Source organism: Gammaproteobacteria bacterium, from assembly GCA_013001575.1.
In the GTDB taxonomy this organism is placed as follows: Bacteria; Pseudomonadota; Gammaproteobacteria; order Steroidobacterales; family JABDMI01; genus JABDMI01.
Genome location: JABDMI010000016.1, coordinates 1 through 23,761 on the forward strand (window position 1 = coordinate 1; position 23,761 = coordinate 23,761).

Annotated in this window: 26 protein-coding genes and 1 tRNA gene; 12 read left to right on the top strand and 15 right to left on the bottom strand. The window is 46.6% G+C overall.

Annotated elements, in window-relative coordinates; genetic code table 11:
• Positions 1-94 precede the first annotated feature (94 nt).
• From hppD to HKN88_01220, 6 genes are all read left to right on the top strand, one after another.
• A complete protein-coding gene (gene hppD / locus HKN88_01195; protein ID NNC96664.1) occupies positions 95-1,186 on the top strand; it encodes a 4-hydroxyphenylpyruvate dioxygenase in 1,092 nt (363 codons plus the stop codon).
• 2 nt (positions 1,187-1,188) lie between these two features.
• Positions 1,189-1,716: a VOC family protein gene (locus HKN88_01200; protein NNC96665.1), complete on the top strand. Its 528-nt coding sequence runs from the start codon at positions 1,189-1,191 to the stop codon at positions 1,714-1,716.
• 67 nt (positions 1,717-1,783) lie between these two features.
• A complete protein-coding gene (locus HKN88_01205) occupies positions 1,784-2,782 on the top strand; it encodes an FAA hydrolase family protein (protein ID NNC96666.1) in 999 nt (332 codons plus the stop codon).
• 13 nt (positions 2,783-2,795) lie between these two features.
• Positions 2,796-3,437: a maleylacetoacetate isomerase gene (maiA, locus tag HKN88_01210; GenBank protein NNC96667.1), complete on the top strand. Its 642-nt coding sequence runs from the start codon at positions 2,796-2,798 to the stop codon at positions 3,435-3,437.
• 77 nt (positions 3,438-3,514) lie between these two features.
• Positions 3,515-3,949, top strand: a complete 435-nt coding sequence (locus HKN88_01215) for an SRPBCC family protein (protein ID NNC96668.1) — start codon at positions 3,515-3,517, stop codon at positions 3,947-3,949.
• A gap of 27 nt (positions 3,950-3,976) precedes the next feature.
• Positions 3,977-4,333 carry a hypothetical protein gene (locus HKN88_01220; protein ID NNC96669.1) on the top strand — a complete coding sequence of 119 codons (357 nt, stop codon included), beginning with the start codon at positions 3,977-3,979 and terminating at the stop codon, positions 4,331-4,333.
• 25 nt (positions 4,334-4,358) lie between these two features.
• Here the strand turns inward: HKN88_01220 and HKN88_01225 are convergent, their stop codons facing one another.
• The 8 genes from HKN88_01225 to HKN88_01260 all read right to left on the bottom strand — a co-directional run bounded on the left by HKN88_01225 (position 4,359) and on the right by HKN88_01260 (position 12,158).
• Positions 4,359-5,474 (bottom strand): cell division protein ZapE, encoded by a 1,116-nt coding sequence (locus HKN88_01225; protein NNC96670.1) that lies wholly within the window; start codon positions 5,472-5,474, stop codon positions 4,359-4,361.
• Between the two features lie 98 nt (positions 5,475-5,572).
• Positions 5,573-6,229: a CoA transferase subunit B gene (locus HKN88_01230; protein NNC96671.1), complete on the bottom strand. Its 657-nt coding sequence runs from the start codon at positions 6,227-6,229 to the stop codon at positions 5,573-5,575.
• Between the two features lie 78 nt (positions 6,230-6,307).
• Complete coding sequence (locus HKN88_01235) at positions 6,308-7,006, bottom strand: CoA transferase subunit A (GenBank protein NNC96672.1); 699 nt, start codon at positions 7,004-7,006, stop codon at positions 6,308-6,310.
• 84 nt (positions 7,007-7,090) lie between these two features.
• Positions 7,091-7,486, bottom strand: a complete 396-nt coding sequence (locus tag HKN88_01240; GenBank protein NNC96673.1) for a hypothetical protein — start codon at positions 7,484-7,486, stop codon at positions 7,091-7,093.
• Positions 7,487-7,740: 254 nt separating this feature from the next.
• On the bottom strand, positions 7,741-8,670 hold the full coding sequence (locus HKN88_01245) for an electron transfer flavoprotein subunit alpha/FixB family protein (GenBank protein NNC96674.1): 930 nt from the start codon (positions 8,668-8,670) through the stop codon (positions 7,741-7,743).
• Entirely contained in the window at positions 8,670-9,416 is a 747-nt protein-coding gene (locus HKN88_01250) for an electron transfer flavoprotein subunit beta/FixA family protein (GenBank protein NNC96675.1), read from the bottom strand. Before HKN88_01250 ends, HKN88_01245 begins: the two co-directional genes overlap by 1 nt.
• Positions 9,417-9,534: 118 nt before the next feature.
• On the bottom strand, positions 9,535-11,193 hold the full coding sequence (locus HKN88_01255) for an electron transfer flavoprotein-ubiquinone oxidoreductase (protein NNC96676.1): 1,659 nt from the start codon (positions 11,191-11,193) through the stop codon (positions 9,535-9,537).
• 200 nt (positions 11,194-11,393) lie between these two features.
• The gene (locus tag HKN88_01260) at positions 11,394-12,158 is read right to left on the bottom strand and encodes an SDR family NAD(P)-dependent oxidoreductase (protein ID NNC96677.1); all 765 of its coding nucleotides are present in this window, start codon (positions 12,156-12,158) and stop codon (positions 11,394-11,396) included.
• A 150-nt stretch (positions 12,159-12,308) separates the two neighbouring features.
• Between HKN88_01260 and HKN88_01265 the strand changes: the two genes are divergently transcribed.
• A complete protein-coding gene (locus HKN88_01265; protein ID NNC96678.1) occupies positions 12,309-13,079 on the top strand; it encodes an alpha/beta hydrolase in 771 nt (256 codons plus the stop codon).
• A 58-nt stretch (positions 13,080-13,137) separates the two neighbouring features.
• Here HKN88_01265 and HKN88_01270 read toward each other — a convergent pair whose 3' ends face one another.
• The 4 genes from HKN88_01270 to HKN88_01285 all read right to left on the bottom strand — a co-directional run bounded on the left by HKN88_01270 (position 13,138) and on the right by HKN88_01285 (position 17,896).
• Positions 13,138-14,319, bottom strand: a complete 1,182-nt coding sequence (locus HKN88_01270; protein ID NNC96679.1) for an acetyl-CoA C-acyltransferase — start codon at positions 14,317-14,319, stop codon at positions 13,138-13,140.
• 158 nt (positions 14,320-14,477) lie between these two features.
• The gene (locus tag HKN88_01275) at positions 14,478-15,644 is read right to left on the bottom strand and encodes an isovaleryl-CoA dehydrogenase (protein ID NNC96680.1); all 1,167 of its coding nucleotides are present in this window, start codon (positions 15,642-15,644) and stop codon (positions 14,478-14,480) included.
• 18 nt (positions 15,645-15,662) lie between these two features.
• A complete protein-coding gene (locus tag HKN88_01280) occupies positions 15,663-16,781 on the bottom strand; it encodes a Glu/Leu/Phe/Val dehydrogenase (protein NNC96681.1) in 1,119 nt (372 codons plus the stop codon).
• Positions 16,782-17,203: 422 nt separating this feature from the next.
• Complete coding sequence (locus HKN88_01285; GenBank protein NNC96682.1) at positions 17,204-17,896, bottom strand: 1-acyl-sn-glycerol-3-phosphate acyltransferase; 693 nt, start codon at positions 17,894-17,896, stop codon at positions 17,204-17,206.
• A 122-nt stretch (positions 17,897-18,018) separates the two neighbouring features.
• Here HKN88_01285 and xerD point away from each other — a divergent pair, with 122 nt between their 5' ends.
• The 3 genes from xerD (at position 18,019) to HKN88_01300 (ending at position 20,894) form a co-directional block, all read left to right on the top strand.
• Positions 18,019-19,002, top strand: a complete 984-nt coding sequence (xerD, locus tag HKN88_01290) for a site-specific tyrosine recombinase XerD (GenBank protein ID NNC96683.1) — start codon at positions 18,019-18,021, stop codon at positions 19,000-19,002.
• 155 nt (positions 19,003-19,157) lie between these two features.
• Positions 19,158-19,883 carry a DsbC family protein gene (locus HKN88_01295; protein NNC96684.1) on the top strand — a complete coding sequence of 242 codons (726 nt, stop codon included), beginning with the start codon at positions 19,158-19,160 and terminating at the stop codon, positions 19,881-19,883.
• Between the two features lie 114 nt (positions 19,884-19,997).
• Positions 19,998-20,894, top strand: a complete 897-nt coding sequence (locus HKN88_01300) for a haloalkane dehalogenase (GenBank protein NNC96685.1) — start codon at positions 19,998-20,000, stop codon at positions 20,892-20,894.
• A 190-nt stretch (positions 20,895-21,084) separates the two neighbouring features.
• Here the strand turns inward: HKN88_01300 and HKN88_01305 are convergent, their stop codons facing one another.
• The 3 genes from HKN88_01305 to HKN88_01315 form a co-directional block, all read right to left on the bottom strand.
• Entirely contained in the window at positions 21,085-21,408 is a 324-nt protein-coding gene (locus HKN88_01305; GenBank protein NNC96686.1) for a ferredoxin family protein, read from the bottom strand.
• 42 nt (positions 21,409-21,450) lie between these two features.
• Entirely contained in the window at positions 21,451-22,017 is a 567-nt protein-coding gene (locus tag HKN88_01310) for an NUDIX hydrolase (protein ID NNC96687.1), read from the bottom strand.
• Between the two features lie 82 nt (positions 22,018-22,099).
• Positions 22,100-22,186 (bottom strand) — tRNA-Leu (locus tag HKN88_01315).
• A gap of 223 nt (positions 22,187-22,409) precedes the next feature.
• Here HKN88_01315 and HKN88_01320 point away from each other — a divergent pair.
• Positions 22,410-23,090, top strand: coding sequence for an RNA polymerase sigma factor (locus HKN88_01320; GenBank protein ID NNC96688.1), 681 nt, complete (start codon positions 22,410-22,412; stop codon positions 23,088-23,090).
• Positions 23,063-23,746 carry a hypothetical protein gene (locus HKN88_01325; protein NNC96689.1) on the top strand — a complete coding sequence of 228 codons (684 nt, stop codon included), beginning with the start codon at positions 23,063-23,065 and terminating at the stop codon, positions 23,744-23,746. Before HKN88_01320 ends, HKN88_01325 begins: the two co-directional genes overlap by 28 nt.
• The last annotated feature ends 15 nt before the right edge of the window (positions 23,747-23,761 follow it).

Sequence of the window (23,761 nt, forward strand, 5' to 3'; positions counted from 1 at the left end):
GTATAAATTTAATCATAAACACATCGCGGTTGCAGCATTTCTTGAATGTGCCAGATCGACTACAGGGATGTGAACTTACCCAGAGGATTTAATCATGTCATCGCTAAATATGCAAAAGACATCCACAACAGCCAATTCATTGGAAAAGCATCCTGATCCATTAGGCGTAGACGGATTTGAATTTGTTGAATTTGCCGCCCCCGAGGCCAAAGTACTGCACGACCTGTTCACGCTTATGGGGTTCACAGCGATCGCCAAACACAAAACCTTGAACATCACGCGTTATCGTCAGGGCGATATTGATTTTCTGGTTAATGAAGAAGCAGAATCCTTTGCCGCCAAGTTTGCCAAAATCCACGGTCCGTGTTGCACAGGGTTCTCCTTGCGCATAAATGATCGACATGAAGCCATTGATTACGTAAACGAGCGGGGCGCGACAGAATTAAAAGAACTGGCAGCGACACCTCTGGATGTACCCATGATCGAAGGCATTGGCGGATCAATTTTATATTTGACCGATCGCCAGCAAGGCAATTTACTCGACGCTGCTTTTGTGCCAGTTCCGGGGGTTGATCAAAATCCGGCAGGTTTTGGATTGACCTTTGTTGATCACCTGACCCACAATGTGATCAATGGCAATATGGATGACTGGGCGAAATACTACGAACGTTTGTTCAATTTCTACCAGGTAAAATATTTTGACATCAAAGGTGCACAAACCGGATTGCGCTCACATGCAATGACCGCACCCAGTGGCAAGATCAGTATCCCGATCAACGAATCCTCGGATCCCAAAAGCCAGATCAATGAATACATTGAAGAATACAATGGTGAGGGCGTACAGCATATTGCCTTGTTCACCGATGATATTTACCAAAGCATTGAAGACATGCGTGCGGCCGGTGTGACCTTTATGGACACGCCTGACACCTATTATGAAGTTGTTACGGAACGGATTCCCGATCATGCCGAAGATATTCCCAGAATGCAGAAAAACCGTATTCTGATGGATGCCGACGTCAATGATCAATCGAAAAAGTTGCTGCAAATTTTTACCAACACCGAGATCGGTCCGATCTTTTTTGAAGTAATTCAACGTAAAGGTAATAATGGTTTTGGTGAAGGGAATTTCCAGGCCTTGTTTGAGTCAATCGAGCGCGATCAACTTCGCAGAGGGGTTTTGTAAACATGAGTATTATCAAACGAATCCATCACGTGGCCTATCGTTGTAAGGATGCCAAGCAAACGGTAGAGTTTTACAAAGAATTCCTTGATATGGATTATCAATTGGCATTTGCCGAGAATCATGTTCCATCGACCGGCGAGTATGACCCGTATATGCATGTGTTTCTGGATGCCGGCATGGGGAATGTTTTGGCATTTTTTGAGTTGCCCGAACAACCGGAAATGGGGCGCGACGGGAACACCCCGGACTGGGTTCAGCATATCGCCTTTGAAGTGGATGATGAAAAAGCCATGCTGAACATTAAACAAAAAGTGCAACAAGCCGGAATTAAAGTGGTGGGTCCCACCGATCACACTTTGTTCCAGTCTATTTACTTTTTTGATCCCAACGGCCATCGTCTGGAAATTACTTATAATTCCGGTACACCCGAGCAGTATCAGAAATTACGCGATATCTCAGATCAGATGCTGGAAGAGTGGAGTAAAACCAAAAAAGCACCCGAGATCGGTGCCTGGGTACACCAGCTATAACTAAAGAATTTTAAAGCCAATGTAATTATTACTCCTGCCAAGACAGGAATCCATGTGAGAAAACACCATGAAATTAGGATCATTAAAAGAAGGCGGACGCGACGGTACATTGATCGTCGTGAGTAAAGATTTAAGTAAAGCGGCAGTGGTTGGCGAGATATCCAAGACCCTGCAACACGCTCTGGAGCATTGGGATCTGGTTTCGCCCAAACTGGAAAGCGTTTATCAACAATTAAATGCCGGACAGATCGAGGATGCGTTTGAGCTGGATTTCACCTCTTTGGCCTCACCTTTGCCACGCGCTTTTGAATTTGTGGATGGCAGTGCCTATCTGCCGCATGTGGAAAGGGTGCGCAAGGCGCGTGGCGCAGAAGTGCCGGATACCTTTTACGTGGACCCGTTGATGTATCAAGGAACCTCGGCGCATTTTTTAGGGCCGCGTGATGACATTCCGGTCGTAAGCGAAGACTACGGAATTGATTTTGAAGCCGAGATCGTTGCCATTACTGGTGATATACACATGGCGGCCACACCGCAACAAGCGGGTAAAAAGATCTTGCTGCTTGGCTTGATCAATGATGTGAGCTTACGTGGTTTGATTCCGGGGGAATTGAAAAAAGGATTCGGATTTTTACAGTCCAAACCACCTTCAGCGTTTTCTCCAGTGTTTGTCACCCCTGATGAACTGGGTGATGCCTGGGAAGGTTATGAAATTAATTTACCGGTACGCTCCTGGCTGAATGGTGAATGGTTCGGCGAGCCGGAAGCCGGCGATAACATGCAATTTGATCTGTCGGAACTCATAGCCCATGCAGCAAAAACCAGACCTTTGATGGCCGGAACTATAGTTGGTTCCGGGACAATCGCGAATGACGATACGGGCAAGGGTGCATCGTGTCTGGCCGAAATTCGTATGCTCGAGATTATTGCCAATGGCAAACCGAGCACGTCTTTTATGAAATTTGGCGACCGGGTAAAGATCGACATGTGGGATAAACAGGGAAACTCCATTTGTGGGTCGATCGAGCAGACTGTGGTTGAATACAAACCCGTTATCGACGTTTAAGCTTGTCACTTTAATGAAACTTTATACATATTGGCGCAGTTCTTCCGCTTACCGCGTGCGTATAGCGCTTAATCTCAAGGGGCTAGAGTACCAAGCGGAGCCGGTGCATCTGGTGAAAGGTGGCGGGCAGCAAAGATCACCAGGCTATAAAGCCATCAATCCGCAAGGTCTGGTGCCGAGTTTGGAAGATAAGAACAGGGTGATAACCCAATCTTTGGCCATCATGGAGTATCTGGACGAGGCTTACCCAAACACGCACCGTTTACTGCCTCAACATGCTCATGAGCGTGCCAAAGTCAGATCCCTGGCTTTGTTGATCGCAACCGATATTCAACCACTGGATAATCTTCGGGTGTTGCAGTATTTGAAAAATGACCTACAAATTACAGACCAGAAAAAATCGCAATGGTATGCGCACTGGATTATTCAAGGTTTTGATGCGTATGAAGCACAACTGAATAATGCAGATCGATTTTCTTTCGGTGATTCACCAGGTTTGGCAGATACCTGCCTGATCCCGCAGATCTATAACGCGCAACGCTTTAATATCGATTTAAGCGCCTATCCCAATATTTTAAAAGTGAATAAAAACTGTCTCGAGCTCGAAGCCTTTGACAAGGCCAGACCTGAAAATCAGCCAGATGCCGTTGACTAGTCACGGGAATTCTGGACAACTCTAGTTTCCGGGAGTACATTGACTTGATCCAGTGATTGTTTCGGGGGGGGTAAGTCATGACACAAACGACAGTAACAACAATGATCGATGCGCCAATCGCAAAGGTCTTTCCTTTGATCGCTGACGGCAGCAAGAATGTCAATGTGGTTCCACATATCACCAAAGTCGAATATCTCAGCGAGCAAACAACCGGAGTTGGTGCCAAATTCCGCGAGACTCGCTTAATGAACGGGCGTGAATCCACAACCGAACTGGAAATTACCGAATATGTCGAGAACGAGATGGTGAGGTTTATTGCTGACGAAGGTGGAACCATCTGGGATTCTTTGTTCACTTTCAGCGAGGAAAATGGACAAACCCGGATGAAACTGGTGATGGAAGCGCGAGCCTATAAATTTATGGCGAAAATTTTCAATCCCTTGATCAAAGGCATGGTGAAAAAGGCCATTGAAAGTGATATGCAAGCAGTGAAAGCTTATTGTGAGAGTTGATCACGCACTGGATCAAGTAACGGAGTAATGCAAGACCTGCTGACAAAATTATTAAATTCACAGTCAATAGCTGTACAGATAACTACGCTTGTAAGCGTGGTGATTGCGGCTTTTTTACCAGCAATATTGTTGTTTATAGGTGCGATAAAGGTTCGAAAACGCTACAGAAATACAGGTGGTATTCTATTGGCCATTGGGGCAGTTCTGCTTGCCATTGTTACCCTGGATTTTATTATTTTTTACGTATTGTCTATGAAGAGTGCTGAAGTTTTGGCTCAATATGCGCTGATCTCATATTGGCTCAATGCGATATTGAATTGGTGCGCCTTGATATTGATTGCGGCCGGGTTAATTAATATCGCAAATTCAAAACAGCAAGACTAATCGTATAGGTTTAGTATAAGTTCGCTCACGCCAAATGTTGCTTGGCCAGATAATCATGTGACTGCATTTCTTGTAAACGACTTTCGGTTCTTTGGAATTCAAAAGTCAGGCGTTTGCCTTGATATAGCTCGAATAATGGCACTTCTGCCGAAATGATTAACTTAACCTGACGATCGTAGAATTCATCCACTAAAGCAATAAAACGTCGTGCGGCATTTTCATTGAATTCATCCATTTGTGACACATTGGATATCAGGACAGTATGAAACTCACGCGAGAGTTCAATGTAATCATCCTGACTACGTTCAGTTTCACAAATTTCTGAAAAATCAAACCACGCGATACCATCTGCCTTGTTGCGGGCTTTGATCTTGCGATGGTTTACATCCAAAATGACTTCACCAAGGGGCTTGTTGGGAGCGATCTGATGAAAATACTCAACTAAATTTTCCTCGGCCTTTGCATCCAGTGGAGAATGATAGATTTCGGCTTGTTCCAAAACCCGTAAACGATAGTCCACTTTCCCATCCAGACAAACAAGCTCGGTATGTTGTTTAATTGCTTGTATGGCAGGTAAAAATCGTGCCCGCTGTAAGCCGCCATAATACAGATCATCAGGGGCGCAATTAGACGTCGCAACCAAAGTGACTCCGCGATTGAATAGTTCGGTGAATAAAGTACCCAGGATCATGGCATCCGCGATATCCGACACAAAAAACTCGTCAAAACAAATGATGTCGATGTCCTTTGCCAGATCATTCGCAATGATTGTCAGAGTGTCTGATTCATTATCCAAAGAATTCAAGCGCTCGTGTACATCGTGCATAAAACGGTGAAAGTGTTGGCGTTTTTTGCGTGGCGTATCCAGGTGATCGTAAAACAGATCCATTAAAAAAGTTTTACCACGTCCGACTTTGCCCCATAGATATAAGCCTTTAACAGGTTTGAGCTGTTTCTTGTTCCAACGTTTTAATACGGAATATAAAAAACCTTCATTACCCCAAATGGATTCATTTTTCCTGATTGGAAATATGATCTTATCCGCAAGCTTTTGCAGCCTTTCGATTATTTCAATCTGCAGCTGATCTTCCTGGTAATCGAATTCCCTGAGTGCGGATCGGTAGGCGGAGAGAAGGTTCATAATTACTTGTTCGTCATACCGCTACTAGATCGCGGTATCTGAAATAAAGATCCCGCGGTAAATCCGCGGGATGACGATGTTAATAAAGTGGTCATTAATTAAATCTGTATCTCCGGAATCTCACCGGCGACCACCAATTTCCCGGATGTTTTTTCACGAATTTCTTCCACACTTACACCCGGTGCACGTTCTTTAAGATGAAAAGCCCCATCCCGGATTTCCATAACGGCGAGATCGGTAACCACTTTTTTGATGCAGTTTATTCCTGTTAGAGGCAGGCTGCATTCTTCCAGTAATTTGGACACTCCGTGTTTGTTGGCGTGGGTCATGGTGACCACAATGTTTTGTGCACCGGCGACCAGATCCATGGCGCCACCCATGCCTTTAACCAGTTTGCCGGGTATCATCCAGGAGGCGATGGAACCCTGTTGGTCTACTTCAAAAGCGCCGAGTACAGTAAGATCCACATGACCACCGCGGATCATGGCAAAGCTGTCGGCCGAGTTGAAAAATACACCACCGTCTTTCACCGTTACAGTTTGTTTGCCTGCATTGATCAAATCAGCGTCAACTTCCGCTTCAATCGGGAAGGGGCCCATGCCGAGTAAACCGTTTTCAGACTGCAGCATCACATCCATGCCGTCCGGGATATGGTTTGCCACTAAAGTTGGAATACCAATACCCAGGTTCACGTAATAACCATCTTTGATTTCCTGAGCGACACGTTTGGCGATCTGGTCTCTATTTAAAGCCATAGTTTTATCTCATTTTAAATTCTGGTTCCCGGCTTTCGCCGGGACTGCGAGAAATTTTACAAAATTTCTCTTGCCCGCTTAACTGGTGATTGTGCGTTGTTCGATGCGTTTTTCAAAGTTGCCCTTGATAACACGGTTCACATAAATGCCCGGTGTGTGGATAAAGTTTGGGTCAAGCTCACCCGGTTCGACAATTTCTTCCACTTCGGCCACCGTGATCTTTCCCGCAGTGGCCATCATCGGGTTAAAGTTGGCGGCGGTTTTACGAAAGATCAAATTACCAAAAGTATCGGCTTTCCAAGCTTTGATTAGCGAGAAATCTGCGGTGAATGCATCTTCCAATACATAATGCCGACCATTGATCTCACGGGTTTCTTTGCCTTCGGCTACTTTGGTGCCATAACCGGTCGCGGTAAAAAAGGCCGGAATACCGGCGCCGCCGGCACGAATTTTCTCAGCCAGATTTCCTTGCGGGGTGAGTATGACTTCCATTTCGCCGGATAAAAAAAGTTGCTCAAATAAGGCATTCTCACCGACATAAGAACCGATCATGGTTTTGATCTGACGTTTCTCGAGCCATTGACCGAGTCCAAAACCGTCAACTCCTGCGTTGTTGGAAATGCAGGTTAAACCATTCACATCCAGATCACGAACTTTGGCGATCAAACCTTCGGGTATGCCGCATAATCCAAACCCACCGACCATCACGGTCATGTTAGATTCAAAACCTTTAAGCGCATCGTCGTAATTATCGACGACTTTATTAAAACCGCTCACGTTGTCTCCTCGTTAATATTTTTAGGACTGTATTATACAAAAAGGGGTGTGAGGTATGACTCTGACACCATTAGTTTTCTTTAGTTAGAAATTTAGACCTGCAATAATATCATTTAACTGAGCTTGAGCAGCACTTACGCCAACAGTTACTTTACTCCCCGCATTTGCTAACAAATCCAGCGCAACTTGGCGATCTAAAGCGATTTGGTTGCACTCCAGTATTTTGGCTTTTAGCAACTCGACATGCTGCGGTATTTCTTCCATATTTCTGGTCCAAGTTTGAATAAATAAATTGTCCGCTTCATCAATTTTTGGACTAACTTTTGAGTTTTTAAATAATCTAAGAAAATCTTCATTCCATTGCTTTGTCGTTTGCATAGACAATTCAAAAACAAGATCTATATAAGGTTTATCACTCATTATAGGCGGACGTTCGCTATCAATTCCGATCATTTTTATTTCAGTCGCGACTTGCATCATTATAAAACCTATTCAGTAAAAGAGTACGAGAGAGTATGCGCCATAATTTGATGGGCAATGTAAAAATATTAAATAAAATCTAATTTCTTTGAAGATTAAGGAAATTCTGTTGCTGGCTACAACTAATGCAATTCAATAAAAGGCAGTTGGTCTCTAGCAGATTATAGCGGACAATAAAAAACCCGTAACACTTACATGCGACGGGCTAAATATTTTGCTGGATCCCGTGGTCAAGCCATGGAATGACAATAAAATTAAAGGTGTTTCTCGATCTCTGGTAATGCCTCAAACAAGTCTGCAACCAGACCAATATCTGCCACTTCAAAGATCGGCGCGTCTGGGTCTTTATTGATCGCAACGATCACACCTGCGTCTTTAATCCCGGTGATGTGTTGAATAGCTCCGGAAATACCGGCGGCAATGTAGAGCCCGGGAGCAATGATCTTTCCGGTTTGACCGACCTGCATGTCATTCGGGCAAAAACCGGCATCTACCGCCGCACGCGATGCACCGGCAGCCGCACCCAGTTTGTCGGCCAGAGAATAGATCACTTTAAAATTTTCTTCACTGCCAACACCACGACCGCCTGAAACTACACGCTCGGCCGATTGCAGGTCCGGACGTTCGGAAGCCGCGGCTTGCAGTTCCACAAAACGTGTGTGAGAAGGCAGGTCAGCAGACACAGTTGCCGCATCAACAGCCGCGGAACCACCAGTGCCAGCTGCTTTGAAAGAAGCGGTACGCACAGTGCCAACAACCAGACCTTCAGGTGCTTTAACCGTGGTAATGACATTACCAGCGTAGATCGGGCGTTTGAAAGTTTGTGCGTCAATGACTTCCATGATGTCACTGATCTGCGGTCTGTCCAGTAAAGCTGCCACGCGCGGCAGTACATCTTTACCAAATGTGGTGGAAGGCATTAACAAATGCGAATAGCCATCAGACAGCGCAGCGATCTGGGGAGCCAAAGTTGCAGCCAGTGCATTGCTGTTAGCGACGTTCTCAACGCTTAATACTTTGCTCACGCCATCAATCTGGGCGGCTTGTTCGGCCACGGCGGCTGGCGAGTCCGAGAAAACAGCAACATGCACGTCACCAATCTGTGCGGCACAGTTAACGGCTTTGGCTGTGGAATTATTCAGTTGGCCGTTCAAGTGTTCGGCAATTACGAGTACTTGTGACATTACAGAACTCCTTTGTCTTTTAGGGCGGCAATCAAGGCGGGGACATCTTCGACTTTGGAACCGGCAGTGCGACCAGCAGGTGGTTCGAAGGCCGTAGTTTCAAGTTTTGCCGAGGCCGAAATTCCAAGATCAGCCATGGCTTTGGTGTCTAAAGGTTTTCGTTTGGCTTTCATGATGTCTGGCATTTTCACAAAGCGCGGTTCATTCAGGCGCAAGTCGGTGGTCACCACAGCTGGCAGGTCAACTTCGATCAGTTCCAGCCCGGCGTCAACTTCGCGCAGCGCTTTGGCTTTGCCATCGGCAAAATTTAATTCAGAGGTAAAGGTTGCTTGAGGACGGCCCCATAAGGCAGCCAGCATTTGTCCGGTCTGGTTTGCGTCGTCATCAATGGCTTGTTTGCCTAACAGCACCAGATCGGCGTTTTCTTCTTCAGCAAGTTTATGAAATATTTTAGCCGCATCCAGAGGTTGCACTTCAGAGTCGGCCTCAACCAGAATGGCACGGTCGGCTCCCATGGCCAAGGCCGTACGCAATTGCTGCTGGGCATCTTTAGTACCGATGCTAACGGCAACGATCTCGGAATCGATACCGCCTTCGCGAATACGTAATGCTTCCTCAACCGCGATCTCATCAAACGGGTTAACACTCATTTTGACACCGGCAGTTTCAACACCACTGCCGTCTTTTTTGATTTGCACACGTACGTTGTAATCAATTACGCGTTTTACACCGACAAGTATTTTCATCTATTTTTTCCTAGGTCTTGCTTTCGATTGATTTTAAACATCCGTCTTCCCTGCGTAGGCAGGGATCCATTTCAAATATCTCAATGGTTTCCTGCTTCAAGGAAAGACGATGCCTGTTCTATAAATTCTGGTAATTTGGCCCCGACCCGCCTTCTGGCGGTACCCAGTCAATAATTTGATACGGGTCCTTAATGTCACAGGCCTTGCAATGTACGCAGTTGGCTGCATTGATGTGTAATTTTTTTCCACCTTGCCCGTCGTCAACCATTTCATATACGTGCGCCGGGCAGAATTTGGTACACGGGTTGCCGTATTCGGTTGCACAAGTTGTGGCGCAGATATTAGTGTCACGAACACGCAGGTGGTGCGGCTGGCTTTCATCGTGCTCGGTTGCGGCAAAATAGACCGAGGCCAAGCGGTCACGCGGCGGCAGGTCACGTTCGACAAAATCGCGTTCCGGTGTGGCATTATGTTCCAGTTTTTTCAAACTGTCGTGATCGGAATGGTTTTTCAAGGTCCAGGGGAGTAAACCAAAGGTTGCGGTTTCCAGCATGGCGTTAAACATGCCAAACCAGAAGCCTTTGTTGAACCCTGGTCGCATGTTTCGAACTTTTTTCAGTTCTTTGCCGGCCGGAGAAGCTTTAAACGCCGCTGTGAATCCGTCCATGCTTTGTTTTTCATGGAACAATTTGGCGGCTTGCATTCCACCACGTAAGGCCATGTGGATACCTTTGATCTTGGGTACGTTCAAAGTACCGGCAGCGTCACCAATTAATACCGCACCAGGCATTTCCATGGTTGGAAGCGACTGGTAACCGCCTTCAATTATGGTGCGCGCACCTGAGGACAGAATTTCGCCACCTTCCAGCAAGGCTTTGATCTTTGGATGATGTTTGAATTGCTGGAAAGCTTCAAAGGGTGCAAAGTTGGGGTCTTGATAATCCAGTCCAACGACATAACCGATGTATATACGGTCATTATCAAGATGGTATAAAAAACTACCGCCATAGGTTTTGTTGTCCACCGGCCAACCAACTGTGTGCTGGATCAAACCGGGTTGAACGCGACCTTCAGGAAGTTTCCAGAGTTCTTTTAAGCCCAAACCATAAGTTTGCGGCGAACAATCCTTGTCGAGTTCAAAATGATCAATGAGTTGTTTGGACACACTGCCACGACAGCCTTCGGCCAGAACGGTCAATTTTGCATGGATCTCGACTCCGGGAGCAAAGGCATCGCTCGGTGTGCCATCGTGATTTTGGCCCATGTCACCACAGCGCACACCAATGACCTTGTCGCCGTCGAGTAGGGCGTATTGCGCCGAGAATCCGGGGAACACATCTATTTCCAAGGCTTCGGCTTGTTCGCCCAGCCATTTAACCAAACCACCCAGGGAGATAATGTAATTGCCGTGGTTGTTCATTTGCGGTGGCGTGATGAATTTAGTTGCCTTGGTTTTGCTCAGAATGAAAAACTCGTCTTTGGTGGCGGCAACTTTGATCGGCAAATCTGCATTACGCCATTCAGGCAATAACTCATCCATCGCTGCAGCTTCAAGTACCGCACCCGACAGAGAGTGTGCGCCCAGCTCCGAGCCTTTTTCCAACACACAGATCATGCTTTCCGGATTGAGTTGCTTGAGACGGATAGCAAAGGCGAGACCGGCAGGACCGGCGCCGACCACACAAACGTCGTATTCCATGACATCACGTTCCACCTCAACACCGGGTGCGTGACTCAATTGATCAAAATTCAGGGCTGTGATGTTGGATTCACTCATGGCGTCTCGCGAGGTTAAAATGGAGTATTCGGTAAAATAGAATAAAAAAGCCCCAAATAACGGGAATTAGACGTAATTTGGGGCTGCCAATTTTAGCGGATTTTGCACTTTATTGCTTTGCAAAATAAACGTTCGTTTGCCTAGTATTTATGCAAAACCCACGGGATTCGACTCGATTGGTTGAGTAATCCCCGAATTTACTACTTCGGCCCCATGCGAATCGCCCCATCCAGACGAATGGTCTCACCGTTGAGCATGATGTTCTCGGTGATGGTTTTGACCAGATCGGCAAAGTCATCCGGCTGCCCGAGGCGTTTCGGGAATGGGACCTGGGCGATCAGGGATTCCTGTACTTCGGGTTTCATGCCATCCATCATTGGTGTCCAGAAAATTCCGGGGGCGATGGTCATAACGCGAATACCAAAACGCGCCAATTCACGCGCGATGGGTAACGTCATGCCAACCACACCGGCTTTGGTGGCCGAGTAGGCTGCTTGCCCGATCTGGCCTTCGTAGGCGGCTACTGAGGCAGTATTCACGATCACACCACGTTCATCATCCGTACCGGCTTCATTATTTTGCATGGCATTGGCTGCGGCCTTGGTCATCAGGAAAGTCCCAAGCAGATTTACTTGCAAGACCTTATGGAAAAAATTCCCATCCATCGGTCCATCACGCCCAAGCACCCGTGCTGCACCAATTATGCCGGCACAATTCACCGCCAGATCAATTCCGCCAAAGGCATCCACCGCGGCATCCACCGCTGCATTGACCTGTTGTTCGTTAGAAACATCGGTTTTCACAAATATCGCATTATCGCCGTAAGCGTCGGCCTGTGCCTTCCCGGAATCCTGGATGTCGACGATGCAAACCTTGCCACCAGCCGCAAGAATTTTTTTCACGGTACCCTGACCGAGGCCTGAAGCGCCACCGGTCACGATGGCTCTGATGTTGTTGAAATTCATTTTTATCCCGTACTTGATTGAGTAATGTGTTCCCTGTGAATGCAGGGGGTCTATAAATATCGCGCTATAATAGCACACGCAAATAAACGTCTTTAGGCACTAAAGGGTTTTACTATCACTACCGTCTATCACAATTTCACGGCTGAACAATTGCAACGCGAATACTCGCCGAGTTCGTGTATTGAGGATATTTCTGTGTATTTCAAAGAATATCTGGATAAGAGTGATCAGGCTTATGCAAAGCATTTGTACACCACATACGCCTATGGTGAGTCATTAGCCGAAACCATCGATATTTTCCTGCCCCCGGAACCTACCCCGCCATTGCAGGTGTATATTCACGGCGGTTATTGGCAAATGTTGAGTAAGCAGGAGTCGGCCTTTAATGCACCGTTTTATCTGGATCAAGGCACGGCGTTCGGTGTGATGGGGTATGGCTTGGCACCGGATGTCACATTAGACGAGATCGTGCAACAAACCCGTTGGTTGATCTGGTTTTTGTATAAACACGCTGATATTTTAGGGTTTGATAAAGACCGGATTCATTTGTCGGGGCATTCAGCCGGAGCACAGCTTGCGTTTATGGCCTTATTCACCGATTGGGAAAAAGATTATGGCATTCCCAATGATGTGATAAAAAGTGTTACAGGCTACAGTGGGCTATATGAGCTGGAACCCTTGTTACATTGTGAAGAAAACGATTTTTTAAAAATGGATGCCGAGGCTGCTAAACGTAATAGCCCGTTACACCAGATCGTGAAACGCAAATGTGATTTGAAGTTTTACTATGGCGAGAATGAGACGTCCGAGTTCAAACGCCAGACTTATCAGTTCGCGGTCAAGTTAAATAATTATGGAATGGAGTCGACGGTGAAAGAGGTCGAGGGCAAGAATCATTTTGATCTGGTGTTGTTAGAATAAAATTCCAATACCAATCCTGAATTCTGTTTCTAGCTTGTAAATGAGAAGCGAAAATACCTCAAATCACCTCAATCGCCACCGCAGTCGCCTCGCCACCACCAATACACAAACTCGCAATGCCTTTTTTCAATCCGCGATTACGTAATGAGTGGATCAAGGTCACCAACAAACGGGCACCGGTGCATCCTATCGGATGACCTAAAGCACAAGCGCCGCCTTCGACGTTTACTTTGGCGTGATCAAGATCCAGTTCTTTCATGGCCGCCATGGTCACCACCGCAAAGGCTTCGTTGATCTCGAACAGATCCACGTCGTCCTTAGTCCAGCCAACACGTTCCATCAAATTCTTGGTTGCATACACCGGCGCGGTCGTGAACCATTCCGGTTCGTGCGCAAAGGCGGAATGTCCGACAATTTTAACCAGGGGTTTGATACCACGCTTTTCGGCATCACTTTGACGCATCAGGATTAAACTCGCGGCGCCGTCAGAAATTGAAGACGAAGAAGCTGCGGTAACCGTGCCATCCTTGCGGAAAGCCGGACGCATGCTCGGTATTTTTTCGATATCGCACTTACCCGGCTCTTCATCGGTATCCACCACCGATTCTTTGCGGCGCACAGTAACAGTCACTGGGGCAATTTCATCTTTAAAGCGTCCTTTAGCTACGGCGCTTTGGGCACGTTTGACCGATTCAATGGAAAATTCATCTTGATCTTCACGTGTAAATTGGTAAGCGTCTGCAGTGGCTTCACCAAAAACTCCCATCATTTGCTTGTCGTAGGGGTTTTGTAAACCATCAAAGAACATATGGTCAAGAATCTCGCCATGCCCCATGCGATAACCGCCACGCGCTTTCGGCAACAGGTAGGGCGCATTGGTCATGGATTCCATACCACCTGCCAAGACCACATCTGCACTGCCAGCGGAGATCAGATCGTGAGCAAACATCACCGCTTTCATGCCCGAACCACAGACTTTATTGATGGTTGTACAGCCCACATTATTGGGAATTCCCGCGCCGAGTGAAGCTTGACGCGCAGGTGCTTGCCCTAAACCCGCAGGCAGCACACAACCGTAAATAACCTCATTGATGTCTTCGCCCACAAGCCCGGCCTGTTGCAGTGCCGCTTTCGCAGCGGTGGTTCCGAGGTGAGTGGTACTGGCGCCAGTCAAAGAACCCTGGAAAGAACCGATGGGGGTGCGTTTGGCCGCGACGATAACGATTGGGTCATTACTCATTTTTTAACTCCAAGTATTATTTCGTTTGTAGGATGGGCAAAACATCGTGTGCCCATCACAAATTGAAATTCTTAACATGATGGGCACGCAAGCTTTGCCCATCCGACATGTCTGGGTCCCGTATCAAGTACGGGATTGCAAGCCCACGGCTTGCTAACCTACGGCTTGCTTGCCTTAAACAACTCACGTCCGATCAACATACGGCGAACTTCGTTGGTACCCGCGCCAATGTCATACAACTTGGCGTCACGCAAAAAGCGGCCGCACGGGTACTCATTGATATAGCCATTGCCACCCAAACACTGGATGGCTTCCAGTGACACTTTTACCGCCGCTTCCGAGCAATATAATAAACTCGCAGCCGCGTCTTGTCGGGTCGGTTTGCCGGCGTCGAATTGTTCGGCGGTGCGATAAGTGAAGGCCCGGGCACTTTGTAGAGCCGTGTACATGTCAGCGATCTTGGCTTGCATCAGTCCAAATTTACCAATCTCCTGATCGAACTGTTTGCGTTCATGTATGTAGGGCATGACCACATCCATACAGGCTTGCATAATCCCGATTGGTCCACCCGACAAAACCAGTCGTTCGGAATCCAGACCACGCATTAATAAATAAGTGCCGCCATGCTCGGTGCCCAGCAAGTTTGCTTTGGGTATCTGGCAATTATCAAACACCAGTTCACCGGTATTGGAACCACGCATACCGAGTTTGTCGAGTTTTTGCGCCTTGCTGAATCCGGCAAAATCTTTTTCCACAATAAAAGCCGAAACGGATTTGGAACCAAGCGATTTATCAGCAGTTCGCATGTATACAATCGCAACATCGCATTCCGGACCATTGGTGATCCACATTTTATTGCCATTGGCGATCCAGCCGTCAGCGTTTTTTTTCGCATTGCAGGCCATGGAACCGATCACATCCGAACCCGCTGCGGGTTCCGACATTGCCAAAGCACCCACCCATTCGCCACTGCAAAGCTTGGGTAAATATTTTTGCCGCTGCTCTTCATTGCCATTCAGGTACAGATTGTTCATACACAAGTTGGAATGTGCGCCATACGACAAACCAACCGAAGCCGAAGCACGAGAGATCTCTTCCATTGCGATCACGTGTGCGAGATAACCCAGATCGCTGCCACCGTACTCGGCAGGAATCGTCATGCCCAGCAAACCCAGATCACCCATTTTTTTCCACAAGTCGACCGGGAAGGTGTTGCTGGTATCGATCTCGGCCGCACGCGGGGCAATCTCGGTTTCGGCAAAGCGCCGCACAGACTCGCGTAACAAGTCGAGGTCTTCGTTGATGTGGGTATTGAACAGACTCATGATAAAGATCGGTTGTTATTAAGCTTCGACTTGAATAGTGCGTCGGCGACCGGTCAAACGTGTTATCGCATTACGCGTATGCACCAGTTTGGTTTCACCCAGCATTTTAATGCGCTCTTCGGCAAGACGGTTGGCAGCTTCAAATGGCGGGATGCTGTCGCGTTCCGAGATTTTGTAAATGCGTTCCATAATGTTGTAAATATTACTGACCATACGGTAAGAACGATCAGTGTCATAACCTTGCAATTCAATGGCCACATTGATCAAGCCACCGGCATTCACAGCGTAATCCGGTGCGTAAAGAATATTACGACTCTCGAGTTCATGCCCCATTTTGCTGGTGTCCAATTGATTGTTGGCCGAGCCACAAACAATGTCACACTTTAAACGATCTATGGTATTTTCATTGATCACACCACCGAGCGCACAAGGCACAAACACTTTCGCATCGGTATCGTATATATCATTCAGACCAACGGCTTCGGCACCGAGTTCCTGGACGATCTCGTCAACGCGTTTTTCATTAATATCGGTGATATAGACTTTGGCGCCTTTGTCACGCAACATTTTCACCAGATGATAACCAACACTGCCAACACCCTGTACGGCGTATGAGTAATCGCCAATATTGGTATTGCCGTATTTTTTATTCAAAGTTGCTTCGATGCTGCGGAAAGTTCCAAACGCGGTATACGGAGAAGGGTCCCCGGATCCACCATGCGCCGGGTGTACACCGACCACATTATCGGTTTCCTGATAAATATACTCCATGTCTTCAACTGTGGTGTTGACGTCTTCTGCGGTAATGTAGCGTCCACCTAGTGTATTGATAAAGCGACCAAAGGAACGGAAAAAAGCTTCGGATTTGTCTTTCTCGGGGTCCCCGATAATAACCGCTTTACCGCCACCCAGATTGAGTCCGGATACAGCCGCTTTGTAAGTCATGCCGCGCGAGAGTCTGAGTACATCTTTCAAGGCCGCTTCTTCAGTCTCATACGGCCACATACGCAAACCGCCCAGAGCAGGGCCGAGGGTTGTGTCATGAATGGCAACAATGGCTTTGAGGCCGGTACTTTTGGAATGGAAAAATACAACTTGTTCATGGCCCTTGTTACTGACGTAATCAAACAGTTCCATAGCAACTCCTATTATCGAATTTTGTGTTCCAGCACCGGATGAAGGAAACAACGGAAAAGCCCATATATTTTCCGGGGTCTTTCGAATGATTCCGGGTAATGCTTGAACGGTGAACCCTGAGTGTGGCTTTATTGTTATTGCTGCCACATCAGGCTGTTGTTAGGCTTGCAAAGCAATCCGCATAAAAAAACGAATATCCTGCAATTGGCGCGCATTATAACGGAAGCTTGCGCAAGCGCTATTCGCGCAGGCAGTATGTAGCTGCAAGCCAGTGTTTTATCGGGGTTTTCGAATGGATTTAAAACACGCGTTTCAGGCCAGTTATCGATTTATGCGCAGTCTGCGAATATGGGATTAAAAAATTCATGCATATTTTGTATTCCATTTAAATAAATCATATAAATGCATAGACGCAAGAACCCTCAAATATTTCCAACATGGGCCTGAAAAATTTCTTGCAAATGCTGTTTGAGTACATTGACGTTTTCAAATTTTCCGGGATAGTGCAAAGGCGCCTGAATCTCGATAAACAAGGGGATACGGGTCAATTTCCATTCTTCCGCCGGCAGTGCTTTGCGTGCGCCATGGATGAACACGGGAATCATAGGCATATTGGTTTTGTGGGCTACCGCAAAGGCTCCTTTTTGAAAGTTGCGTAAACCCGGTTCTACCCGAAATGTGCCTTCCGGAAAAATCGCAAGGGATTCACCACTTTGTGCCCGACGAAGCATTTTTTTCAAATGATTAGCCGCTTCCGCTCGATTGGTGCGTTCCACAAAGTGCGAGCCAACCCTGCGTAACAACAAATGCATGAATGGAACCGAGGTGACCTCGCGTTTGATCACAAAAGTAAAACGAGGTGGCAGGCTTGCGAACAAGATCATGCCATCGAGATAACTGGCATGATTGGCAATCACAATACAGGGTTCATCAGGCAGGTTTTCCAGACCGCGGATATTTAGTTTGATGCCCATGATAAAAAAGATCATGCGGCCAACCCGTCGTGCCAGTCGACGCCTTAAACCCAGTCCGGGTAATACACTTAAAACTATTATTAACGGAATGGTGAGAAATAGAAATGCAGAATATGCGTAAACACTGTAAATGTGATGCATGTCACAAAGTCGCTTTTAGAATGCCTGTAAATAATGTAAATAAGTGTGAATAAGTTGATATGTTAACTTAAATGTGACGCACAACACGAATTAAATCAGGCAAAATGGCTACTCTGGCTTTCATGAACGAAGTAAGTCTCAAGTCATTAAGGGCAAAAAGTAAAGATCCAGTGCACAACACGCTGACATCAAATGCTGTTGTCGATAGTATTGACCCCAACGAGGTTGATCTGATCGACCGTTTTCTGGATGCTATCTGGATGGAGTACGGTCTATCCAAAAACACACTGAAAGCTTATCGCAATGACATGAATCAGCTGTTGTGTTGGGCGCATGCTAAAAAGTGTAAATTAGCCCTTTTACAGAGAGCGGACATTCAGGAATATCTGGCCGAGCGCGTGGGCAAAAAGAACAGTCCACATTCTACCGCCAGACAGATCTCGAGTTTTCGCCGTTTTTATCAATACCTGTTGCGTGAAGGCTTAATTCAAAAAGATCCCACCGAACAGATCGCGCGTCCGCGTTTGAGCCGCGGGGTACCTATCTCCTTATCGGAAGCGGATGTGGAGGCTTTGCTTAATGCGCCAGACCTCACCGATGTACTGGGTATGCGTGATAAAGCCATGCTTGAATTGCTCTACGCCACTGGTTTGCGTGTCACTGAATTGATCAAGTTACGATTATCCCAGCTCAATTTGAATCAGGGCATTGTGCGTATTGTCGGTAAGGGCAATAAAGAACGTCTGGTGCCCATGGGTGACGTCGCTCAGGATTGTCTGGAAAACTATATTGCTACTGCCAGAGATGAGATCAAAGGCAGGCGCGAAACCGATTATGTTTTCCCGACCAAACGCAGTGACAGCATGTCGCGTCAATCGTTTTGGCATTTGATCAAGCGTTATGCCAAAAAAGCATGCATAAGCAGCGAACTTTCCCCGCACACTTTGCGACACGCCTTTGCTACGCATATGTTAAATCATGGTGCTGATCTGCGTGTGGTGCAAATGTTACTCGGCCATAGTGATCTGTCGACCACCCAGATCTACACCCACATCGCCAAAGAAAGACTCAGCAAGTTACACAGCCAGCATCATCCGCGCGGCTAATCCCGGTTATCACCCGGGCTTCAGCGTCGGACGTTTCCCGATGAATCTGGTATTATTCGGCCTGAAATAAGTGAACCATTACTATGGTCTTTAGTCTTAAGACCGTTACTTTTCATATTGATTTGTAAGCAAAATTTAACCCAAGAGAATTCGAAGTGAAATTATATAAAAGCCTAGCCCTCGCAGGACTGTTAAGTTTTGCCCTTTTGAGCACCAACCCCGGTTTTGCCGACAAACGCGCCGAATTGGCCGAAAAATTGCCCAGTGTAAGCGTTGATCAGATAAATGAATCCTGGGTAAAAGGGATTTACGCGGTTGACCTAGGAGAGCGTTACGCCTATGTGACCGAAGACGGTAAACATTTGTTCGTGGGTGAATTGATCAATATGGAGAATGGCCAGAATCATTCCCGTATCGAGATCGGTAAAAAACGCGTGGATGCGATAAATAATATTCCTGAAGAGAACTTTATTATTTTCCCGGCCAAGGATAAAAAACACACGATAATAGTCTTTACCGATATCGACTGCACCTGGTGTCGTCGTTTTCATGCCGAGATCAATGACTATTCCGAATTGGGTATTGAAGTGAAATACCTGTTACGTCCACGCTCTGGCCCGCAATCGAAATCCTGGCAAAAAGCCGACTCGGTATTTTGTTCAAAGAATCAGCAAAAAAACCTGACCCGCGCCAAACAGGGTATGGACGTCAGCATCAAAAACTGCAAAAGCTCGAAAGTAAAAGACAATGTCGATTACGCCGAGACATTGGGCTTCATGGGTACGCCGGTAATTTTGTCGGAAGGCGGCCAACATTTGGGTGGCTATGTGAAAGCGGCAGATCTGGTTAAGCAATTGGAGGCAGAGAAAGCCGGCAGTTAAATTTTCTTTTCGATAGATTCATACATAAAAAACCACTGCCAGCAGTGGTTTTTTTGTGCCTGAAATTAATCATTGACTTAGATTTCGACTCAGCATTTGATTTAGAATCAGGGCATGAAAACATTACGTACCCCACTTAAGTATTTTCAGGATCTGCCTGATTATCCGTTTGAATCCTACTACGCCGATATTGAAGTCGGTCAAATGCATTTTATTGATGAAGGTCCGAAGGATGGAGAGCCTGTCTTGCTTTTACACGGCGAGCCAAGTTGGTCGTATTTGTATCGACACATGATTCCTCCATTGGCAGCGGCGGGCTTTCGCTGCGTAGCCCCTGATCTTATTGGATTTGGTAAATCGGATAAGCCTGCAAAACTCGATGATCACACTTACGCAAGACACGTGGACTGGATGCGACAATTTATTGAAACCCTTGATTTACACAACATAACTTTTTTTGGGCAAGACTGGGGTTCATTGATCGGTTTGCGGGTGGCGGCTGAGAACCAGCAACGTTTTGCCCGCATCGTTTTAGCCAATGGCGGCTTGCCAACCGGCGAAGCCGAATTGCCTTCGATGTTTTATAAATGGCAAAAATTTGCAAAATACAGTCCGTACTTTCCAATTGGAAAAATTGTTGAAAAGGGCGTGCGAGCGAGATTATCAGCAGACATTGTCAAAGCCTATGACGCACCATTTCCCGGTGGCAAATACAAAAAAGCCACCCGCGCGATGCCGCAACTGGTGCCAACCACGCCCGATGATCCTGCCGCGCAGGACAATCGCGAGGCCTGGAGGGTTTTTGAGAATTGGCACAAGCCATTTTTAACCGCTTTCAGTGATAAAGATCCGATCACTCGCGGGGGCGAAAAAGTCTGGCAAGAAAAAGTGCCAGGAGCAAAAAATCAGAAGCATGTGACTATACAAGGGGCTGGGCATTTTTTGCAGGAAGAAAAGGGGCCAGAACTGGCACAAGTAATAATTGATTTTTGTCAGGCGAATCCTGTTTAAAAATCCGTAGGATGGGCAAAGTTTACGTGCCTATCTTTAAAGAATATTGAAAAGAATTATCTTTCCAATAATTAAAGACTATGGATCCTGAATCAAGTTCAGGATACGAACACTTGAAAAGAATTATCTTTCCAGAAGTTAAAGAATCTGGATCCTGAATCAAGTTCAGGATACGAACACTTGAAAAGAATTATCTTTCCAAGTGTTCTATTTTACCGGGTTTGTCCTCCCACTCCTTGGCATCCTCGGGATGATCTTTCATTTCTGTGATCACTGGCCAGTCGCGAGACAGTTCTTCATTGAGTTGCAAAAAGTGTTGCTGGTTCTCAGGCAAGTCTTCTTCAGAATAAATGGCATTGATCGGGCACTCGGGTTCGCACAAGGTGCAATCGATGCATTCATCGGGATCGATCACCAGAAAATTCGGACCTTCATGAAAACAATCCACCGGACACACTTCCACGCAGTCGGTGTATTTACATTTGATGCAATTTTCAGTTACTACAAAAGTCATGGATTTTTCCTGAAAGAATTTAGCTCATCTTAATTGTTAAGTTCAGAAAGGCAAGGGTTGTTTAACGTCCCAACGATTTCTCTGGATCACAGCATCGTGCACGGTGTATTCGCCACGCGCGCGATCGGCAAAAAATGTTTTCAGGGCAAACGCCACTGTTGGAAAAGCAATCTCGTCCCAGGGGATATTGTCCTCGGCCACCAGATGGGTTTCAAGTGATTCTATACCGTTTCCGAATTTGTCATCGATCAGCTCGCCGCGAAACATAATGTGAACTTGCGATGCAAAGGGCACATCAATTATGGATTGCAATCCCAGTAATTTGACCTCGGCTTCGGCTTCTTCCCGGGTCTCGCGTTTGGCGCCTTCGGCCAGGGTCTCTTTGTTCTCCATGAAACCTGCTGGAATGGTCCAATAGCCTTTGCGCGGCTCAATTGCACGTTTGCACAACAAGATGCGACCATCGGAAGCTTCCGGAATACAGCCGACCACATTATTCGGGTTTTGATAATGCACCACACCACATGCGCTACAAACATAGCGATGATAGGTGTCTCCTGACGGGATTAGGAATTCAACCGATTGGCCACAAGACGAGCAAAATTTCATATCAGGCTCGCTTTAAGAATTGAATTGGATTGGGACAAGTGCAAAAATAAATAGATAAGTTATTGATATTCATGAATAAAAATGGTGCCGAGGGAGAGAATCGAACTCTCACTCTGTTTCCAGAACCGGATTTTGAATCCGGCGCGTCTACCAGTTCCGCCACCCCGGCATTTTTACGCATCTATCTTTTGAGCCATTCCAGGAATGACCGGGCTGCCAGTATAGGCAATTTTTTGCACTCTTCAAGCCTTTCCTGTGTGGATGCTGGATAATCACTGAGATTGGAGAAAAAATGCTCCAATTTGAAACTCACGGTTCGATTTGGGCACTAAATTGTGACCCTTTTGAGCTTGGTTACATCTAGATATTGAAAACTGCACACAGGATCTGCATTGAACGCGACTGAACAGACATTGAAAACTGCAATTGAGCTGCCAGATGAGAACATCATCAAGCTGGCTTGCACGGGAGATCAAGGCGCCATGGAATGTATTTACCGGGCTTATGCTCCGCGTATTTTTACCCTGATGAATCGTATGGTCAGACGCAGAGACATCGCTCAGGAACTGATGCAGGAAAGTTTTGTGGATGTTTTAAAGAATCTTAAGTCGTATCGGGGTGATGCCAGTTTTTATGCCTGGCTACGCCGTATTGCAGTTAATCGTTGCTTGATGCATTTTCGCAAACACGGCAATAAAGAGAGCAGTCTGGATTACAGCAACGAACCCGGCTTTGAGGATAATACCGAAGCGTCCCTGGATCTGGCAAAAACTTTGCAATGCCTGACGCCCAAGCGCCGTATGTTGGTGTGGTTGCATGAAGTGGAAGGCATGACGCATAAAGAAATTGCAAAACTCATGGGAAAGTCGGAGAGTTTTTCCAAAACCGAATTGTCGCGAGCCATGCAACAGTTACGTGAACGCAATAAACCGCCACAAGACGAAAAAAAAACCTTGGGTGAAGCTGAAACGAAACAAATCAGAGACCGGAAAATTGTGAACAAGACAATACAAACCAAAAACGACCAAATTAGTGAGGTTGGCCTATGCACGCCACAACTGAACAACTCCTGATGTATCGTGATGGTCTGCCACAGGATCACACTCAAAAGCAGCATATTCAAAACTGTGACGAGTGTTTACATCAAGTGCAAGAGTTACTCGAGTTGCAACACGATCTGCAAACGCTCGAAGATACTGCACTAGGCAAAGATCAACTCGATCAAGGCTGGCAAGCCATACGTGGCGAGCTTGCCAATAATGATGCACGTAAAAAACATCATCCGGTTTGGGCGATGGCCGCTTGTATCTTTGTGGTAGCGGCCGGTGTATTGTCCTTTCTGAACCTGGATAAGGACGCCAGCCAGGAGCTATTGCAAGCCAATACCACTAACATTCCAATTCAAAACGCTGAGCCGAATTCATTGCAAGCTGTTGAGTCGAATAATGCGCCAGAGCTTGAAGAACTGATCGCCTATTCACGCTTGTTGGAAAATCGATTGCACGCTATGCCGCAACCGCGTGTAGTACGGGCCAATACCGTGAACACCATTACAGAATTACAAGACCAGATATCCATACTTGACGATCGTTTAAGCCTGGAGCATCAATATCCATTAACCGCCGAACAACGCAATGCCCTGTGGCAACAGCGGGTTCAATCCATGAATAATTTATATCGGGTACGTAATGCACAACTGCAGCGCGTATCGTATTCCCAGAGCTACTGAAACATTGAGGAAATA

Excerpts from the sequence above, each read along its gene's own strand:
- hppD (NNC96664.1), top strand. The coding sequence starts at position 95 with ATGTCATCGCTAAATATGCAAAAGACATCCACAACAGCCAATTCATTG.
- HKN88_01200 (NNC96665.1), top strand. The coding sequence starts at position 1,189 with ATGAGTATTATCAAACGAATCCATCACGTGGCCTATCGTTGTAAGGAT.
- HKN88_01205 (NNC96666.1), top strand. The coding sequence starts at position 1,784 with ATGAAATTAGGATCATTAAAAGAAGGCGGACGCGACGGTACATTGATC.
- maiA (NNC96667.1), top strand. The coding sequence starts at position 2,796 with ATGAAACTTTATACATATTGGCGCAGTTCTTCCGCTTACCGCGTGCGT.
- HKN88_01215 (NNC96668.1), top strand. The coding sequence starts at position 3,515 with ATGACACAAACGACAGTAACAACAATGATCGATGCGCCAATCGCAAAG.
- HKN88_01220 (NNC96669.1), top strand. The coding sequence starts at position 3,977 with ATGCAAGACCTGCTGACAAAATTATTAAATTCACAGTCAATAGCTGTA.
- HKN88_01225 (NNC96670.1), bottom strand. The coding sequence starts at position 5,474 with ATGAACCTTCTCTCCGCCTACCGATCCGCACTCAGGGAATTCGATTAC.
- HKN88_01230 (NNC96671.1), bottom strand. The coding sequence starts at position 6,229 with ATGGCTTTAAATAGAGACCAGATCGCCAAACGTGTCGCTCAGGAAATC.
- HKN88_01240 (NNC96673.1), bottom strand. The coding sequence starts at position 7,486 with ATGATGCAAGTCGCGACTGAAATAAAAATGATCGGAATTGATAGCGAA.
- HKN88_01245 (NNC96674.1), bottom strand. The coding sequence starts at position 8,670 with ATGTCACAAGTACTCGTAATTGCCGAACACTTGAACGGCCAACTGAAT.
- HKN88_01250 (NNC96675.1), bottom strand. The coding sequence starts at position 9,416 with ATGAAAATACTTGTCGGTGTAAAACGCGTAATTGATTACAACGTACGT.
- HKN88_01255 (NNC96676.1), bottom strand. The coding sequence starts at position 11,193 with ATGAGTGAATCCAACATCACAGCCCTGAATTTTGATCAATTGAGTCAC.
- HKN88_01260 (NNC96677.1), bottom strand. The coding sequence starts at position 12,158 with ATGAATTTCAACAACATCAGAGCCATCGTGACCGGTGGCGCTTCAGGC.
- HKN88_01270 (NNC96679.1), bottom strand. The coding sequence starts at position 14,319 with ATGAGTAATGACCCAATCGTTATCGTCGCGGCCAAACGCACCCCCATC.
- HKN88_01275 (NNC96680.1), bottom strand. The coding sequence starts at position 15,644 with ATGAGTCTGTTCAATACCCACATCAACGAAGACCTCGACTTGTTACGC.
- HKN88_01280 (NNC96681.1), bottom strand. The coding sequence starts at position 16,781 with ATGGAACTGTTTGATTACGTCAGTAACAAGGGCCATGAACAAGTTGTA.
- HKN88_01285 (NNC96682.1), bottom strand. The coding sequence starts at position 17,896 with ATGCATCACATTTACAGTGTTTACGCATATTCTGCATTTCTATTTCTC.
- xerD (NNC96683.1), top strand. The coding sequence starts at position 18,019 with ATGAACGAAGTAAGTCTCAAGTCATTAAGGGCAAAAAGTAAAGATCCA.
- HKN88_01300 (NNC96685.1), top strand. The coding sequence starts at position 19,998 with ATGAAAACATTACGTACCCCACTTAAGTATTTTCAGGATCTGCCTGAT.
- HKN88_01305 (NNC96686.1), bottom strand. The coding sequence starts at position 21,408 with ATGACTTTTGTAGTAACTGAAAATTGCATCAAATGTAAATACACCGAC.
- HKN88_01310 (NNC96687.1), bottom strand. The coding sequence starts at position 22,017 with ATGAAATTTTGCTCGTCTTGTGGCCAATCGGTTGAATTCCTAATCCCG.
- HKN88_01325 (NNC96689.1), top strand. The coding sequence starts at position 23,063 with ATGCACGCCACAACTGAACAACTCCTGATGTATCGTGATGGTCTGCCA.